The organism is Herpetosiphon gulosus (genome assembly GCF_039545135.1).
GTDB lineage: Bacteria > Chloroflexota > Chloroflexia > Chloroflexales > Herpetosiphonaceae > Herpetosiphon > Herpetosiphon gulosus.
On the sequence record NZ_BAABRU010000007.1, the window covers coordinates 17,440 to 34,697 of the forward strand.

The following is a 17,258-nucleotide window of genomic DNA, read 5'->3' on the forward strand; positions in this document are numbered from 1 at the left end:
TGGTTCTACGATGCTTGTTCGTGGGCTAAAACATCTTCAAGCGCAGCATCCAAGGCGGCTTGTTCTTCGGCAATTTTCTTTGCGGCCATCGCTTGGCGCTGTTCACGATCAATCTCAAATAAACAGGCTGCGGTATGTTCAGGCGCAACTTGGCGCAAACTTGGCGTTTCACTCCAACATTGCTCTTGCACAAAATCACAGCGTGGCGCAAATGGGCAGCGCTCGGTTTTCTCCAGCAAATCCGGTGGCAACCCTGGAATTGGCGTGAGGCGGGTTTGGATTCCATCAAGCCGTGGAATCGAATCGAGCAAGCCGATGGTGTAGGGCATACGCGGATTGTGGAACAGCTCGTTGGTTGAAGCCTGTTCGACCACCCGCCCAGCATACATCACAATCACCCGGTCGGTCATGCCCGCCACCACCCCAAGGTCGTGGGTAATAAAAATAATCGCTGTGCCTGTCTCGTTCTTGAGACGGTTAAGCAATTCTAAAATTTGGGCTTGAATAGTTACATCGAGTGCTGTCGTTGGCTCGTCGGCAATCAATAGCTCAGGGTTACAAGCTAGACCCATAGCGATCATCACCCGTTGGCGCATCCCACCAGAAAATTGATGCGGAAAATCATCAAGGCGTTTGTCAGGAGCCGGAATCCCAACCATTGAGAGCAAGTCAATGGCGCGGTTTCGGGCCTGTTTAGCAGTCATACCCATGTGCAATTGCAGCGATTCAGTCATCTGCCGACCAATCCGTAGTACCGGATTGAGCGAAGTCATGGGGTCTTGGAAGATCATCGAAATCCGATTACCACGGATTTTACGCATCTCCGACTCGCTAAAATCGATCAGATTATCGCCATCGAATAAAATCTGGCCACCAGCAATTTTGCCTGGGGGCGAGGGAATCAAGCGCATAATCGAAAGTGATGTAACGCTTTTGCCTGAGCCAGATTCGCCGACGATGCCTAAGGTTTCGCCGCGATTGACCGAGAACGAGACATTATTGACAGCATTGACCACGCCATCGGCGGTTTTAAATTGAACTTGTAGGTTTTTGACCTCAAGCAAAGGTGCTTCAGCCATATATGCTCCTCATGATGTCGAGCAATTTGCCTTGATCTATTGACGGGGATCAAGCGCATCACGTAAACCATCGCCCAAAGCCACAAAGGCAATCGTAATTGAAGCAATTGCAATCGCCGACGCGATCAGAATCCATGGTTGCGAATCAATCGCTGACTTACCTTCCAAAATCATCTGGCCCCAGCTGGTTGGGAATGGATTATTGGGGTTGGTATCAGGCTGGATACCAATGCCCAAAAAGCTCAAGGTTGCTTCGGTGACAATCGCGCTTGGCACAATAAACGCCCCTGCCACAATAATTGGCGCAAGCGTGTTGGGCAAAATATGGCGGAATAAAATTGAGCCACGTCGAACCCCAACCGCTTCTGCCGCTTCAACAAACTCTTTTTCTTTCAACGAGAGCACTTGACCACGCACCAAGCGCGAAACACTGGCCCAGTTCACCGCCGAGAATGATAAGAAAATCAATAATAAACCATTGAAGGTTTTACCAAAGGCAGTTTGATTGAAAGCAGTTTGCACAATAATAAAGAACAAGATATCAGGCAGCGAAAAAATGATATCAGTAAAGCGCATCAGCAAACTATCGAGTTTGCCGCCAGCAAAACCTGAAATCAAGCCAATCGTGATCCCAATTGTCAGGGTAAAGATCATGGGAATAAAGCCCACAACCATCGAAACCCGCGTACCATAGATCAAGCGACTAAGCACATCGCCGCCAGCAGAATCAGTGCCGAGCGGAAATTTCCAAACCCCGCTGCGTTTAGGATTTTTCTCATCAACAATCCAAGCAGCTTGACGATAGGTGCCACGTTCGCGTAATTCGGTTGAAGTTGGGCGGCTAGGCGCATGCGGGGCAATGACTGGTGCGAAAATTGCTACCAATGCCAGCAAAAACAAATAAACGATACTTGCCATTGCTAAACGATTGCGCCGCAAACGCAGCCAAGCATCGCTCCACAGACTCCGAACAGGCCGCGTAAATTCTTGGGCTTGGGCAGGGTTTTTGCCTGCCACATTCGATGCGGTTGCCATACGTTCGGGTCTCCTAGCTGTTACGAATCCGTGGATCAATCAAGCCATACGAAAGATCAACCATAATATTGCCCAAGGCTACCAGCAATGAGAAAAACAGGGTTGAACCCATAATCATCGAGTAATCGCGGCTGCCAATTGCTCCAATAAATTCACTGCCAATCCCGGGCACTCGGAACACTGATTCAATAATAAACGAGCCAGTTACCAAGCCTGCCACTGCTGGCCCAAGAATCGTAATCACTGGAATCAAGCTATTGCGCAAGATATGGCGCAAAATCACCACCCGATCACCGAGACCTTTGGCACGGGCCGTGCGAATATAATCTTGGCGCTTGACTTCGAGCACACTACTGCGGGTCAAACGCGTAATATAGGCCATCGTGCCCAAGCCCAAAATGATTGCTGGTGGAATATACGAGCTACTGAAGCCTTCCCAAACTGAAGGATCTTTAATCGGAGCCACCCCAAATACCTTGCTCATAACCAGCAGCAACAGCAAACCAGTTACAAAGGTCGGCACCGAAAAGCCAATTGTTGAGATGATTAGGCTAAAGTAATCAAAAATCGTATTTTGCCGCAAAGCTCCCAAAATACCGAGGGGAAAGCCCACCAGTAGGGCAAAAGCCAGCGAAATCATGCCAAGGCGCAGCGAAATCGGAAACGTTTCTTTAATTTTATCTTGAACTGTCTCGGTGCCTTTCGAAGCATAGGTTGGGCCTAGATCGCCTTGGACTGCATTGATCATATAGTTGCCAAATTGGCTGTCGAGCAAGCCCCGCAGCGCCGAAAAGGGGTTACCCTCGGCACTCAAGCGATTATTAAATTCTGCCGAGTTGAGCCAAGCGGGTTTATCTAAGCCAAATTTACGATTCAGCAGGGCAATCGTTGACGGGGCAACTTCCTTTTCTTGATCAAATGGCCCGCCTTTGGCCTGTTTCATCATAAAAAAAGTAATGAGTGCCACAAGAAACAACACCGGAATCATCGCCAAGACGCGACGAATTATAAAGCCAATCATGCCATGCCTCCATTGGCGCGAGAGCGTGCCGGGGTGTTGCCTCGCGAGCCTTGATTGCAATTTAACAGGGTGCTTGCAAAGAATTAATGAGTGGGAGCTAGGTTGGCGGGGAGCAGCGCAGGTCCGCGCTACTCCCCAGAAGTTAAATCAATTACTTGATTTCGATGCTGTATGATGTCCATTGGCCAGGGAATTGATCGTCAGCGGCGGTTTGTGAGAAGCCGCTCACCCGTGGGTTGATCACATATTTGTTGACCCGGTTGTACATCATAGCGGTTGGCAAATCACCAACAATCAACTTTTGGGCAGCGCCATAGGCTTCCAAGCGAGTTGCGTCGTCGGTGCTGGTGTCGGCCTTGGTCAAGAACTCGTCAACCGCAGGGTTGCCGTAACCTTGGCGTTGAGCAAAGGTTGCTTTGCTATTCCAGAACACACTCAACCAGTTTTGAGCATCTGGATAGTCTTGAATCCAGCCACCCAATGAAATTTGAGGATAGGTTGCGTTATCTTTCTTGGCAGCGCTCAAATCTTTGCTTGGCAATGGTTGCAACTTAACTTCAACACCCAAGACTTCGCGGAAGGTGTTGGCCAAGAACTCGTGGCGAGCTTGGTTGGCAGTGTCGTTGCTGCTGTAGGCCATGGTGATTTCAGGCAACTTATCGGCTGAGCCATAGGTTGATTCAGCCAAAGCCGCTTTCGCCTTTTCAGGGTCGAAGGCAAAGCGATCTTCGGTTGCATCATAACCAGGAATCCCTTGAGGAATCCAGGTCAAGGTTGGCAAACAGTCGCCGTTGCGGATAACTTCGCAGAAGGTTGCGCGATCGATCGCATAGGCAAATGCTTCACGTACCTTAGGATCATTGAATGGTTCCTTGGTCGTGTTGAACTGCAAACCAGTGGTGTTTGCACCTGGATATGAAATGTACAATGGACCAAGATCAGCATCGCTTTGGACGGCTGGAATTTGGCTTGGATCTGGAGCGAAGATATCAAGTTGACCTTGGCGATAAGCTTCCAAAGCAACCGATGAATCGTCGATGTAGATCATGCTGATGCCATCAAGTTTGGCTTTGTTCCAGTAGTTTTCGTTACGCACAAAGTCAATTTGTTGGTCTTCAGCAATCCGGCTGAATTGGAATGGGCCGTTACCAACTTGCAAGCTGGCATCTTTCCACCAGTTTTCGCCACCTTTTTCGATCAACTCGGCTTTAGCTGGATACATCACCCACAAGCCAGCGATGGTTGGCAAGTAAGGAGCAGCTTGGACGGTTGAGATGACGATGGTTTTATCGTCGGGAGTGCTCACGCCCAAAGCAGCCTTAGCTGCATCGTATTGAGCAGTATCGGTTACAACTGCGCTAGCGAAATCGGCACAGCCAGTGATATCAAACAAAATTGATTGATATTCGCCAGCGGTTACTGGGTCACAGGTGCGTTCGATCGCATAGGCAAAGTTCTTTGAGGTCAGAGCTGAACCGTCGCTGTATTTGAGGTCAGGGCGCAAGGTGAAGGTAAACACGGTACCTTCAGCGTTTGATTCCCATTTTTCAGCAGCACCAGGTACGGTTTCCAGTTTGTCATTGAGGCGAGTTAGGCCTTCGTAGTTTTGCGACAGCAACACAATTTCGGCGCTGTACGAACTTTTCTGTGGGTCAAAGACATCTGGATAGGCAACTTGGTGAACCCGTAAGACATTTCCATCGGTAGCGGCTGGCTCAGCGGTCGCTTCGGTCGTGGCAGTTGCTTCAGCCACAGGAGCGGTCGTGGCAGTTGCTTCAGCACCAGTAGCAGGTGCAGTCGTTGCGGTAGCAGCGGCAGGTGCAGTCGTTGGAGTTGCATCCCCAGCGCCACAAGCGGCCAAGGTTGGTACTGTCAATACCATTAAGGCCAATAAGCGGGTCAAACGACGTTTGAGCATGAAGGCTATCTCCTTAATTCAAAGAGTCCGAAAACTAACACGATCTGAGAACTTGCAGTGTCACCCATCACCCCCTTTCAAACGCCTGGTTGATCGAGCAAAGCCTAGGCTGGCATAATGCTCCATGATGCGCGTGATGAATTCATCACATAAAATAGCAAATAAAAACTTGAGCAGGGCTGGCCACCAGGGCCGCCACCACGCAGGCGCGGCTCATAACTTGGCGCAGATTTAATCCGTTGGGGTAAGCTCACTTTTGGTGCTGAATGTGTTAGTTCTTGCTTCAATGCATCACGAAACAGCATGTCCACGGTAGTATCTTCAAGATCGTTGTGAACTGGCATAAGCAGCTTCCTACCCTAATAGAGCAAAGAGTCGGTTAAACCTACCAAGGTCGTGCTTGGTAGTTGGGCAAGTTGGCGATGCAACAAGGCCTCAATTGCGGCGCTATGCTGCGGTTGCCCCCAAAGCCTTAACAACAATTGGCGTGCCATGACAAATGAATAGGCAAACTGGGCGTTGTTAAGCACATCATATGGAATAAAAAGTCCGTGCCCTTCTATGGTAAAGCTATTTGCCACAGCCCGCAACATGGTACTACGCCAAGTCTGGGTGTAGGTTAAGTTACTTTGCCACAAAATTGCCATCAACTCACTGGGCGGTTGCAAAATATCGTCAAGATGTGGGCCAAGCAAGGCGTGTAAACGCTCAGTGGCAGCCTCATCACTGCGATACTGTTGCTCAAGCAACAAGCGTTGCATGCCAACCGGAGCCATGCGTTGTTGACGTTTAACTGTGCGAATATTGCTTTGCAACCATTGGGGCTGCATATAAACACAGTTAATTTGGGCTAAAAGGGCGCTTTGATCACTATCAACCGGATGTTCAGCATCAAGCGTTCCCGTGATAATGACATTACTGGGCAAGGCGGGCCATTTATCAGGTGGATAACCCCGCATCACCAAGCGCGTAATTCCATCAGCATCACGGCTCACATTGGCAAAGTAGGTATATACATCATGGGGTCGCAAATTATCGAGACATAAGAAGAACAAACGACCAGCATTGGCCGGAGCAGCGGCGTTCTCCAAGGTCTCGACAAATTTCATCCAACCAAAACGATCTTGGATTTCGGGTGCTTGCAGGCTACTCCCTAAGTTCACATAGGTATATTGATCATCAAAGGGATGGATTAACGCCTGGGCAAACAGCCGTGCCAATTCAGTTTTACCCTGCCCAGTTGGCCCAAACAACAAAACAAATGGGCTGGTTTTGAGCGCAATTACATAATCAATCACTAGCAAGGGCGGGATGGCATAACCAGCGGCGTGGCAGTAGGTCAACACCTGAGCAATCAACCGATATTCATCGGCGATCAGATGGTGAAAGCCAGTGCCACGCTGCAAACTGGTTGGTGGGGACATCCTGTTCCCTGCTTGATCATGCATTACTGAATCGTGCTACCAAATGTAATAACTGATGAATCACCGACGTTAAGGTGTTGGAATTCGCCTTTGATATGCGCTCCTTCACCGATAAGTGAGCCTTCCAAGGTTGATGATTGAATGCTGGCTCCTTGATTGATAATCGAATCACGCACAATCGAATCGACAATCACGCTATGGTCAGCAACTGAGACGTATGGCCCAATAATTGAGTTGCGAATCTCAACATTCTCGCCGATAAAGACTGGCGGAACGATGATCGCACCATCACGTTGTTCGACGTTGCCTGTTTCGTGTTGCAATAAATAACGATTGGTACGTAACAAGGCGGGGGCGGTGCCACAATCTTCCCACATGGTTGCAGTTTCGGCACTAAATCGCGTGCCATTGCTAATCATGAGTTGGAGGGCATCGGCCAAATAAAACTCGCCTTTGGTTTGAATGTTCTGCTCGATCAGCACATCGATCGCTGCGAACAATTCTTTGACTTCACGCACATAGTATGCGCCGATTAAGGCCAAGTTGGAAACTGGCGTACTTGGTTTTTCCACCAGCTTGGTAATAATCCCATCTTCGAGCAATGCCACCCCGAAGCGCGAGGGATCTTCAACTTCGCTTACATAGATCACACCATCGGCATCAGTTTGGTTCAAAACATTCAGGTTAGCTTCAAAAATCGTATCGACAAATAAAATCAAGGTTGGGCCAGAAACCATCTCGCGGGCCAAAGCAATGGCATGAGCTTGGCCTTTCAGCTCGGTTTGTTCAACAAAATGGCTCTTGAAGTTATAGTTCTTGCGAACATATTCCTCAATTTGTGTACCCAAATACCCGGTAATAAACACCACGTCGTCGAGTGGTAGCACCTTGAGCTTATCAAGCAGGTGGCCAATCACGGCTTTGCCTGCAACCGGAACCAACGGCTTTGGACGGGTATGGGTATGTGGACGCAGGCGGGTTCCAAGACCGGCGGTAGGAATAATTACATTCATACTGCATTTTACGGTGGTGTGATCACGTTAAACGCGCCACCAAACCGTACTCCCTTTCATTGATTTGCAGAATTTAGCTCTTATTTTGGAATGCATGCACGCAGTTTTTTCAGCGTGGATTGCAAACCCACGGTACACTGAGGACGCATTGAGTATATCAGGCAGCCTGATGATTGGCAAATATCCCAATCGACTCTAGTCTAGCATACAAGCTGCATGTTAAGCCGAGCCTAAGGCCAATTTCACCCTATGGAGTGAGATCGTATCTGCCCCAACTAGCCCATTGCTTAAACGACGGCTACGGACTAAGGAACCATGGCGCTTATGCCCGAACTTGCATATACTTTAACTAATTAAAGCCGATCACTTATTAATCACGACCACCAGCCTAACTAAACTTACAATCGACCAAGAGTCCTGCCTGTAAATTGGCTAGTAAGGTTGTATCGCTATAGTACGTTTGGATACGAGTAACGAGAAGGCCCAAATTTAGGAGATACCCATATGCCAACCATCTTAGTTGTTGATGATATGCCTGACAACCGTCAGCTTTTAGGAATAATGCTCCAACGGTCTGGTTATACAACCGAGATGGCTCGTGATGGGGTTGAGGCGCTGGAAGCGATTCAAAAAAGCCGACCAGACCTTATATTGCTTGATTTGAACTTGCCACGTATGGATGGCTGGGCAGTCTGTCGCACCGTTAAATCCGACCCTCGCTTGGCACATATTCCAATTGTGGCATTAACCGCTAGTTGCAGCCCTGGCGAAGTCAAGCAATTGATGACCCCCGATTGGACTGATTATGTCAGCAAGCCTTTCGACGTTATGTCATTAATGGAGAAGGTTAAGCTTTGGCTGGCTGGGTCCAATCAATCCAAGCCATGGTATGGTTAAGCTTTCAAGCAGTAATCAAGCTTAAATAAATAGCGCTAGTTGAATTGCTTCAACTAGCGCTATTTCGTGTCTTTGGTTGATTATCAATTTAGGTCGAGGGTGCTTCGATAAACTGCAACATGGCATTCCAAAGATCGCGCAAATTAATCGGCTTGGAAACATAGCCATCACAGCCAGCGGCAATCGCCTTTTCAGCATCGCCCTTAAGCGCGTTGGCCGTCACCGCTACAATTGGAATTGTGGCTGTTTGCGGAGTATCACGCAAGCGACGGGCTACCTCGTAACCATCAATATCAGGCAAGTTAATATCCAACAAAATAATTTGCGGATTATGCGCCAAAGCTAGTTCGATCCCAGTTGAGCCATTGATTGCCTTGAGCATTTGACAACCACGGGCAATCAACAGGCGCTCCACCAACAGCATATTATCAGGGTTATCTTCGATATATAAGACAACGGTTGTACTCATTGGTCCTCACTATCACGCTCTTTGTGTTCAATGACACTCACAACCTGTTCGACAAAGGCAACTGGTGAAAGTGAGCCTTTTTGATACACAGCACGGGTATGGGTTGCTAAATGATGGCGCTCGGCGGGCGTAATATCCTTGGCGCTCACCACAATAATCGGAATATCGCGGGTTTTGGGGTGTTGGCGTAAGGTGCTCATCACCTGAAACCCATCCATATTTGGCATCATTAAATCCATCACAATCGCATCGGGCAAGCGTTGAATTGCTTGTTGCACCCCATCGGCTCCATCGGTTGCCCGATAGACGCGGTAGGCTTTACGCCGCTCTAAAATGCGCTGCACCAATTGAGCATCATCAGGATTATCATCGATCAACAGCACCGTTGTCGCTTTTTCATTCAATTGTTCCAGCGCCGCCTGAAGCCCTTCTTGGGGCGCTGATTGCTGGGTATCACTGACATGTACATCAATATGCCATTGATCGTTTAGCACATGTTTATCGACAGGGAAGGTGTGCCCAGTACAATTTACCACAATTAATTCTTCAGGGTTAACTTGGCCTTGAGCAACCATTTTTTGCAGACCCGCAAAGGCCACAGCCGTCGCTGGCTCAACTGAAATGCCTTCAGTTCGCGCCAATAAGCGCATTGCACTGAAGGCCTCTTCATCAGTGACGGCTTCCATTGTGCCGCCCGATGTTTGGATGCGTTGCCAAAGCCGGGTATAGATCTTACCAGGATCGCCCGTTGAGAGAATCGCAATTCGGGTATTTGGCACAACTTTTTCGGCCACCGATTTGCCAGCCTGAAATGCCTGGACCATCGGAGAGCAGCCTTCAGCTTGGATAATTGCAGTTTGGGGTACGCGCTGGGTCAAACCCATGGCATGCAATTCGGCAAAGCCATGATACACGCCTAATGGCCCCAAGCCACCGCTAACTGCCTGAATATACCAATCGGGCGCTTGCCAGCCGAGCTGCTCGCAAATTTCGTAGCTAATCGTTTTCATAGCTTCCCGCGCCGGAATGCTGTTAGCTCCACGATCGTAGATAATGTTGCGGTTTTGGGCAAAATCAGCGGCAATCTGCTTGGTTTGATCATAATTGCCACTAACTTTGATCACCTCAGCCCCAAACAAGGCCGCTTCACGCAATTTTGCTTCTGGTACCACGCTGGTCATAAAGACCCACAGTTTGATCCCAACTGCGGCACAAGCCGAGGCATACGCTACCGCCGCATTACCAGTCGAGGCAATCACGCACTCGCGAATATCATTCGAAACCAAGGCTGCCACGGCCAAGGCGGCTTGGCGATCTTTAAACGAATTGGTTGGGCTATAGCGCTCATCTTTAATATACAAGCGGGGCAAGCCCAACAAACCACCAAAGCGTTGGGCATGCAACAAGGGCGTTCCACCAACATGGGTTGGTGCGACGGGCGGTGGCACAGGCAAAACGCTACTATAGCGCCATAAGGTCTGGCCGCTCAATTGTTGATTGCGCACCAAATCGCAAAAGCCGGCATAATCGTAATGCGTCTCAAGCCAATCATTAGCACATTGGGCACAGCTATTCGAGCTACGAAAGGTGTATGGCTGAATATGGCCACAGTTTTGGCAAACTAAATCTGTCATAACGCCCTTACCACGCGCTTATGCCGCAGCACAATGCGCATAACCATTATTCTACAGACATAGGTTGATTGGCTGGCGCTGCATTAGGATTAACTTCATCTTCGCTGGCGTTGATTGGCAATTCGATCGTGAAGAGTGAGCCTTCACCAGGGTTGCCGCTACTAACCATCGAAAGTTTGCCGCCATGCATTTCGACAAGGTGGCGACTAATTGGCAAGCCTAAGCCCGTACCACCCGCCTTACGGGTTGTCGAATTATCGACCTGATGGAATTCCATAAAAATCGTGTCTTGATTATCCAGCGGAATTCCAATGCCTGTATCTTGGATTTTAATCATACGGGTCGTTGGCGTTGTGTCAATGCCTATTGTCACCGAACCTTGCTCGGTAAATTTCAAGGCATTGCCTACGATATTCAATAATACTTGGCGGATACGGAAACGGTCGGCGTAGACTGGCAATTTGAGATTTGGCTCAATATCGACCAGTAGCTCCAGATGTTTCTGAGTAGCCAACGGCCCAACAGTGCTTGCCACTTCATGCAATACTTCAACCACATCGAAGGTTTCACGGAAGAGCGTGAGCTTGCCCGATTCGATCTTAGCCATATCCAAAATGTCGTTGATTAAGTTGAGCAAGTGGCGACCGTTACGATGAATAATGCTCAAGTCATTATGAATCAGGTCGTTGATTGGCCCGTTAATACCTTCGAGAATTACCTCGGTAAAGCCAAGGATCGAATTGAGCGGTGTGCGTAACTCATGCGACATATTGGCCAAGAAAGCCGATTTAAGTTGGTCTAGCTCTTGCAAGCGCTGCATGGTAGCCGTTTGTTCAGCAAACAAGCGAGCATTTTGTAAGGCAATCGCAATTTGGCTCGCCAAAGTGGTTTGAATCTTACGATCATCGTCAGTAAAAATGTTGCTTTGGTCGGATTGAACGTCAAGCACGCCGAGCAGCATCGAGCCAGCAATCAGCGGTGTTGCCATTTCAGCGCGAGTTTCGGGCAACAGTGGGTGTGGCAAGAAGTTCGGGTTAGAACGCACATCATTTTCAATAATCGAGCGCCGTGCCCGTCCAGCTTGAGCCACCAATGATTGTTCACGATCTAATGGAATCGTGCGGCCTTCCTTGACCATTGTGCGGCCAATTTCGCCAGCACCGAAGGCCAATTCTAAGAGTTGGCTCTCAGGGTTGTACAAGTAGATGTGGGCATGGTAGAGGCCGAAACGGTGTTTGGTGAGATCAACCACGGTTTGCAGCAATTCTTCCACATTCAACAAACCTGCCGCCGAGGTACTAACTTGAGCCACTGTTTCCAATTCGAGTGCCCGATATTCCACTTGGCTCAAAAGTTGTTCACGTTCGCGTTGAGCATTACGCTGCTCAGTTACATCCTGAATCAGTGAAAGTACACCAGTCAGTTGTTCTTGTTCATCAAACATGGGAACCGACGTTGAATCGACTGAAACCCGTGTACCATCAAAGCGCATCACATCGACCAATTCACGCGATGGTTTTTTAGTCGCTAAGGCTTTGAACAAACCAGTGTCATGGACATCCAATTCTTTCTCAGTGCCTTCATACAAGAACTTAGGTCGTGGCAAATCCGCTTGGTCTAAGACTGCCGCGCCCATTTGGCCGGATACCCCCAGAATCTCAATCGTCGAGCGATTGATCATCTGGCTGACACCCTTGTTATTGACCACATAGACCCCAATCGGCATGTTATCGAGAATCGCCTTGAGCAAGCGTTCTTGTTCGATTGTGGCTTGCAGCAAGCGTTCACGTTCTTGCTCGTTGATTTTGCGGTCAGTAATATCTTGCAAGAGTGCAATCCCGCTGATAACGTGGCCTTCGCTATTGAAGATTGGTGCACCGCTACTTAGCACGGTAAAGCGACGACCATCATCATGGACAATATCAAACTCAACTTGGGTACGTTCACCAGTATTCATCGCATGAAATACTGGAATCGACTTTGGATCAAATGGCGTATCCGTTCCTGGTACAAACAACGTATATGTTTCGCTATTTACATCAAGTTCATCGGGGTTGGTATCTCCAATAGGACGACCAACAATCAATTCAGCACTCTGATTTTGAAGCTGCATTTCAAACTGGGTGTTGTAGACAATAACACCCACTGGCAGGGCTTCGAGAATCCCTTGCAATGTTCGACGTTGGCGGTCAGTTTCAACCAAGTTGCGCTCGCGTTCTTGTTCGTCACGCTTGCGGTCGGTAATGTTACGGCCAACGCTCATAATCAATTCGGGACTGCTCGTTTGATCATCCATAATTGGTAGTAATTGGAAGTCGAACCAGGTTTCTTCGCCATTGACCATAAACATCGATTCACGATTGAGGTTTTGGGCGGTGCTGAAAATAATCTCGGCATCAGCCCGTCGCGATTCGACCGTAGCAGGGGTAAGCATTTGCTCATCAAGCAAGCCAATTAGCTCAGCGGGCGTGCGATTAAAGATGCTCGCCGCAAATTCGTTGATATATTGCAAACGGTGTTCGCGGTCGAAGATAAACACCACGTCGCGCGAGGATTCAGCCAATGATCGATAACGAGTTTCACTATCTCGCAAGGCTTGTTCTTGTTGTTTTTGGTTACTAATATCGTTGGCAATTCCCAAATAGCCAGTGACATTCCCTTGTTGATCACGCAAAGCAGTAATTGAAAGCTGGACTGGGAATCGGCGGCCATCTTGAGCAATATACGTCCATTCTTTAACCGAAGGTTGACCTTGTTTGGCCTCATACACAATTGCATCAAATGGTTCGATTGCGTAGCCTAGTTTTGACCGCAACGCTTCAGTATGCTGCATAACTTCAGCTTGATCATGAAATGCGCCTGCGGGACTTTTGCCAACCATATCGTGCGCACTATAGCCAAGTGCAACCTCAGCACTACGGTTGAAAGAGGTAATCTGTCCATCAACCGTCGTTGAGATAATCATATAGCTAGCACTATCAACCATGGTCTTTTGGAAACCTAAGGATTCCTGCAAGGCTTGCTGAGCCTCAACCCGTTCGCTTACGTCTTGTTGCACCCCGATAAAGTTGATCAACTCGCCGTTTTCATCAAAAACAGGGTTGATATCGAGTTCGTTCCAGAATAGGCTGCCATCTTTGCGATAATTGCGCAAAAGCACCCGTGTAGCGCGTTTTTCCCGCACTGCATAACGCAATTCGCGCAAGCCTTGTTGGTCAGTATCATCGCCTTGCAGGAAACGACAATTTTTGCCAAGCACTTCTTCAGGTGTATAACCCGTAATCCGTTCGAAGGCTGGGTTGACATACACCACTGGCATATCAAACTGATGTGGATCGACAATCACAATCCCGTCGTTACTAGCGGTGATCGCCCGTTCGCGAATTCGCAAGAGTTCTTGAGTGCGAGTAATTTCTTCAAACGATTGAGCGTTTTCCAAGGCAACTGCCACTTGGGCTGCAATCGATTGGAGCAAGGTCGCATCATCGTTGGTTAGCGAATTAACTTCAGCATTTTGCACGTCCAACACACCGAGCACTTCATCGCCAAGCATAATTGGCACAGCAATTTCAGCCTTGGTTTCAGGGAGCAAGGGGTTGGCCAACCAGCCAGCTTCACGGCTCACATCAGGCACCAACACCACAGCTTTGGTGTTGGCGGCACGGCCAACCAAACCACGGCCTTGCGGAATGCGGTGATTACGCGCCAACAAGGTCCGCCCAGCTTGGCCTGTACCACCCATCATCACAAACTCATTAGTCTGTTGGTCAACCAAATAAATGTGGGCGTGATAATAGTTAAAGGTATTTTTGAGCTGCTCAACCACTTCCAACACCAATTGATTGGGGTTCAAAATCGTTGAAAGTCGGCGGCTGACCTCGTTCGATGTTTCCAAGGCAATTGTGCGTTGTTGCAAACCTTGCAGAGTTTCTTGCAACTGATCAGACATACTATTAAAGGTGGTCGTCAGTTGGCCAATTTCGTCTTGGGAGCTAACTGGAGCACGCGTTGATAAATCGCCTTGGCGGAAACGTTCAACAAATTCCGTCAAACGCTCAATTGGATTCGTCAAAATTCGCGCTGCAAACACAGCGATCATACTAATTCCAACCAATAACGCCAACACAATCAAGGTTGTATAGCGCTCCGATTGGCGAATTGGCGCTAAGAAGGTTGCTTCGCTTTGGTGATAGAGAATCCGCCATGGCACGGTTTTGGTCGCGGTGTAGGCATAAATATCGTTACCTTCAGGGTCGGGATCGCCGGGTTTATCCTGTTCCGCAATCGTACTCGAAATCGAAATCACTTCGCCATTAGTTTGCGGATCAAGCACAATCGCTTTGATTGCATTGATTAATTCAGGATATGGCACAAGCAGATTTTCTGGATTAATATTCTGCAAACGCCGTTCATCTTGGAGCCGTTTAATTTCATCAGGCTGCAAATTATCGGCAATTTTATACAAGAGGGTTAATTCGCTGCCCTGAGCAATCCGCATACCATATTCATCAAGTACAATCCCAAACGAGTTTTGACCAGCACGATCATTACTCCGGGCGACCAATGATTGAATAATACTAGCGCTATAACGAATCCGTAACACACCGATAATTTCTTGGCTTTGGGGATTACGAACGGGCGTACTGAAATAAATTGAAGGCAGGTTATCGTTACCGAAGGTTACTGGTGAGATAATGCTCTGACCAGTACGAATTGCATCTTGATAATATGAAAGCCCTGAATCATTAACTCCAACGTTGGTTGGCACAGTATCGACCAAGACCACACCACGATTATTCAGCAAAGCGACCGAGAGTGTATCGTTATTTTCGGTGGTAACTGCACGGAACAAATTACGGGTATCGCGATCTTGGTCGGGAACCAAGGTATTTTGTTCGGCAGCCAACAAATATTCGCTTAATTCAGGAATGCGCGAGAGTGCGCTAACCCGGTTAATATTCCGATTAACAAAATCATCAATTTCATTGGCAATATTCGTAGCATTAACCAAAATCAAGCTATTGGCCTGATTTGTCAGCGAATCACGGGTTGAGCGCAACGTAATAAACGAGATAATCGCAATTGGTAGGGTTGTTACCAACACAAACGAGATCAGAATTTTGTTGCGAATCGAGAGTGTACCAAATTCACGAAACACAAAGAAAAGCAAAATGGCAATTGCAGCAATGCTCATCAAAGGCATGTAAATTTCTTGGCTGCCAGAAACTCGCACTTCTTGAATATTCAAGAAGGTTTTGAGCAAGGTGGCAATCACGCCAAGGCTAATCGTGCCTAAGATAACTGGGAAAATATGGCGTTCAGGCAGGGTTTGGATCGAAATAACCAGCACAAAGAACACATTCAGAATCGAGAGCATAAAGCCAAACTCAGCAATAAAGAGTTGGCTCGGAAAGGTAGCAACAGCAATTGAGACGATTAAACTGTAAGCACCTGCAATCAACCAGCCTTTTTTGGCCGAAATAGTAGCGCATAAGCCACCAATCGCTGCCACAACAATGCTGATGACGCTCATGTAGTTTTGCCACGATGGCAAGCGCAAAGCTTCTAGGCCATAGGGCACGGCCATGATTACACCAATAATCATGGTAAAAATCCCAAAGCGCAAAATACGCTTGAGCCGAATGCTATTCAATGCGGTATCAGTCAGTCCACTAGCCATAACCCTACCTCGTATACTGTGCCAAAAGTTACTTTTGTGCTGTGTTGATTCAGGCCAACGTACCAGCGTTGTTCAAGGTTAACCAACATTAGAACAACTGCGCTTTGTGATTATACCTATTTCCTCCCCAAACTGACTGCTATTGTGATTTGTCCTTAGTCCCGTTTATGATGCGGATTGGGGGGGATTTTTATTGACCCGTTCGTTGGCTACAAGGTTTAAAAGCATTTCGATGCGCTGGAAGGCTTCAATATAGCCATGCTGTTCATAGGCTGCCAAGTGTGGGTCATCGCAGCGAATATTCTCGGCTTGGGTATCCAATCGGCTATGGCGTTGATGAACATGGGCCAGTAGCGCTGAGCCAACCGCATTGGGATCGCCAACCTCGGTATGCAAGCGAATATGCGAGAGCACCAAGGGTTGGCGACGAAAAATGCACCAACCACGGCCACCATCAGGCAAATTGACCCGACATCCTTCGACCATGGCCATGTGATCATATGAATCAGCTTGGTTTGTCCATGGTACGCCCCGAGGTTGTTGGCGCACAAGTCGTTGTAATTGCGACCAATCGAGCCATTCGATTGAGCCAACAGCAGGCTGTTTAACTGGGCCTGGCGGTCGCCGCATCACCAAAAGCTGGTTGGTTTCCTCAAAGCCCAGCGCCAAAAACAGCTTATGCGCGGGAGTATTATTCAAAATAACTTCAAGCTGGACATATTTGAGCCAATGTTGGCGGGCGGCTTCAACCATGGCGACCATTAACGCGCGGCCAATTCCACCTTTACGTCGATTGGGCAACACCCCCAAACGAGTGACCCACGCATGATCGCGGCGCACGCCCAACATCGCGAGGCCTAAAATGTCGCCATCGGCCTTGGCGACAAACGAAGCATCCAAATTAACATCATATAACCGAATATATTCAGCGAGCCGTTGGCTATTCATTGGCATTGGCACAATATAATCGATCCGAGTTTGGTTATAAATTGCGACCAATTCATCAATGGTAAAGCTGGCTGCTGGCGTAAGCTCTATGGCCGAACCATCGTGAAAACCATCTGTAGTCATATACATCCTTGATATAT

At 48.2% G+C, this 17,258-nt stretch carries 12 protein-coding genes; 1 reads left to right on the plus strand and 11 read right to left on the minus strand.

What is annotated here, in order from left to right:
* Positions 1–5 precede the first annotated feature (5 nt).
* The 7 genes from ABEB26_RS10530 to ABEB26_RS10560 form a co-directional block, all read right to left on the minus strand.
* Positions 6–1,079: an ABC transporter ATP-binding protein gene (locus ABEB26_RS10530; RefSeq protein WP_345721955.1), complete on the minus strand. Its 1,074-nt coding sequence runs from the start codon at positions 1,077–1,079 to the stop codon at positions 6–8.
* 36 nt (positions 1,080–1,115) lie between these two features.
* Positions 1,116–2,114 carry an ABC transporter permease gene (locus ABEB26_RS10535; protein WP_345721956.1) on the minus strand — a complete coding sequence of 333 codons (999 nt, stop codon included), beginning with the start codon at positions 2,112–2,114 and terminating at the stop codon, positions 1,116–1,118.
* Positions 2,115–2,127: 13 nt separating this feature from the next.
* Positions 2,128–3,135: an ABC transporter permease gene (locus ABEB26_RS10540; protein ID WP_345721957.1), complete on the minus strand. Its 1,008-nt coding sequence runs from the start codon at positions 3,133–3,135 to the stop codon at positions 2,128–2,130.
* A 151-nt stretch (positions 3,136–3,286) separates the two neighbouring features.
* Positions 3,287–5,053: a peptide ABC transporter substrate-binding protein gene (locus tag ABEB26_RS10545; RefSeq protein WP_345721958.1), complete on the minus strand. Its 1,767-nt coding sequence runs from the start codon at positions 5,051–5,053 to the stop codon at positions 3,287–3,289.
* 104 nt (positions 5,054–5,157) lie between these two features.
* Positions 5,158–5,397, minus strand: a complete 240-nt coding sequence (locus tag ABEB26_RS10550; protein WP_345721959.1) for a hypothetical protein — start codon at positions 5,395–5,397, stop codon at positions 5,158–5,160.
* A 15-nt stretch (positions 5,398–5,412) separates the two neighbouring features.
* On the minus strand, positions 5,413–6,477 hold the full coding sequence (locus tag ABEB26_RS10555; RefSeq protein ID WP_345721960.1) for an AAA family ATPase: 1,065 nt from the start codon (positions 6,475–6,477) through the stop codon (positions 5,413–5,415).
* Positions 6,478–6,500: 23 nt separating this feature from the next.
* Complete coding sequence (locus tag ABEB26_RS10560; protein ID WP_012188775.1) at positions 6,501–7,490, minus strand: sugar phosphate nucleotidyltransferase; 990 nt, start codon at positions 7,488–7,490, stop codon at positions 6,501–6,503.
* Between the two features lie 504 nt (positions 7,491–7,994).
* Between ABEB26_RS10560 and ABEB26_RS10565 the strand changes: the two genes are divergently transcribed.
* Positions 7,995–8,387: a response regulator gene (locus ABEB26_RS10565; RefSeq protein ID WP_345721962.1), complete on the plus strand. Its 393-nt coding sequence runs from the start codon at positions 7,995–7,997 to the stop codon at positions 8,385–8,387.
* 88 nt (positions 8,388–8,475) lie between these two features.
* On the opposite strand, the gene ABEB26_RS10570 is transcribed toward ABEB26_RS10565, so the two are convergent.
* The 4 genes from ABEB26_RS10570 to ABEB26_RS10585 all read right to left on the minus strand — a co-directional run bounded on the left by ABEB26_RS10570 (position 8,476) and on the right by ABEB26_RS10585 (position 17,241).
* Positions 8,476–8,856 (minus strand): response regulator, encoded by a 381-nt coding sequence (locus tag ABEB26_RS10570; RefSeq protein ID WP_345721964.1) that lies wholly within the window; start codon positions 8,854–8,856, stop codon positions 8,476–8,478.
* A complete protein-coding gene (locus ABEB26_RS10575; RefSeq protein WP_345721965.1) occupies positions 8,853–10,490 on the minus strand; it encodes a pyridoxal-phosphate dependent enzyme in 1,638 nt (545 codons plus the stop codon). Before ABEB26_RS10575 ends, ABEB26_RS10570 begins: the two co-directional genes overlap by 4 nt.
* A gap of 46 nt (positions 10,491–10,536) precedes the next feature.
* Complete coding sequence (locus ABEB26_RS10580) at positions 10,537–16,170, minus strand: PAS domain S-box protein (protein ID WP_345721966.1); 5,634 nt, start codon at positions 16,168–16,170, stop codon at positions 10,537–10,539.
* A gap of 165 nt (positions 16,171–16,335) precedes the next feature.
* A complete protein-coding gene (locus ABEB26_RS10585) occupies positions 16,336–17,241 on the minus strand; it encodes a GNAT family N-acetyltransferase (RefSeq protein ID WP_345721967.1) in 906 nt (301 codons plus the stop codon).
* Between the last annotated feature and the right edge of the window lie 17 nt (positions 17,242–17,258).

Bases quoted from the DNA above. Each gene is read 5' to 3' on its own strand.
- ABEB26_RS10530 (WP_345721955.1), bottom strand. From the start codon at position 1,079: ATGGCTGAAGCACCTTTGCTTGAGGTCAAAAACCTACAAGTTCAATTT.
- ABEB26_RS10535 (WP_345721956.1), bottom strand. From the start codon at position 2,114: ATGGCAACCGCATCGAATGTGGCAGGCAAAAACCCTGCCCAAGCCCAA.
- ABEB26_RS10540 (WP_345721957.1), bottom strand. From the start codon at position 3,135: ATGATTGGCTTTATAATTCGTCGCGTCTTGGCGATGATTCCGGTGTTG.
- ABEB26_RS10545 (WP_345721958.1), bottom strand. From the start codon at position 5,053: ATGCTCAAACGTCGTTTGACCCGCTTATTGGCCTTAATGGTATTGACA.
- ABEB26_RS10550 (WP_345721959.1), bottom strand. From the start codon at position 5,397: ATGCCAGTTCACAACGATCTTGAAGATACTACCGTGGACATGCTGTTT.
- ABEB26_RS10555 (WP_345721960.1), bottom strand. From the start codon at position 6,477: ATGTCCCCACCAACCAGTTTGCAGCGTGGCACTGGCTTTCACCATCTG.
- ABEB26_RS10560 (WP_012188775.1), bottom strand. From the start codon at position 7,490: ATGAATGTAATTATTCCTACCGCCGGTCTTGGAACCCGCCTGCGTCCA.
- ABEB26_RS10565 (WP_345721962.1), top strand. From the start codon at position 7,995: ATGCCAACCATCTTAGTTGTTGATGATATGCCTGACAACCGTCAGCTT.
- ABEB26_RS10570 (WP_345721964.1), bottom strand. From the start codon at position 8,856: ATGAGTACAACCGTTGTCTTATATATCGAAGATAACCCTGATAATATG.
- ABEB26_RS10575 (WP_345721965.1), bottom strand. From the start codon at position 10,490: ATGACAGATTTAGTTTGCCAAAACTGTGGCCATATTCAGCCATACACC.
- ABEB26_RS10580 (WP_345721966.1), bottom strand. From the start codon at position 16,170: ATGGCTAGTGGACTGACTGATACCGCATTGAATAGCATTCGGCTCAAG.
- ABEB26_RS10585 (WP_345721967.1), bottom strand. From the start codon at position 17,241: ATGACTACAGATGGTTTTCACGATGGTTCGGCCATAGAGCTTACGCCA.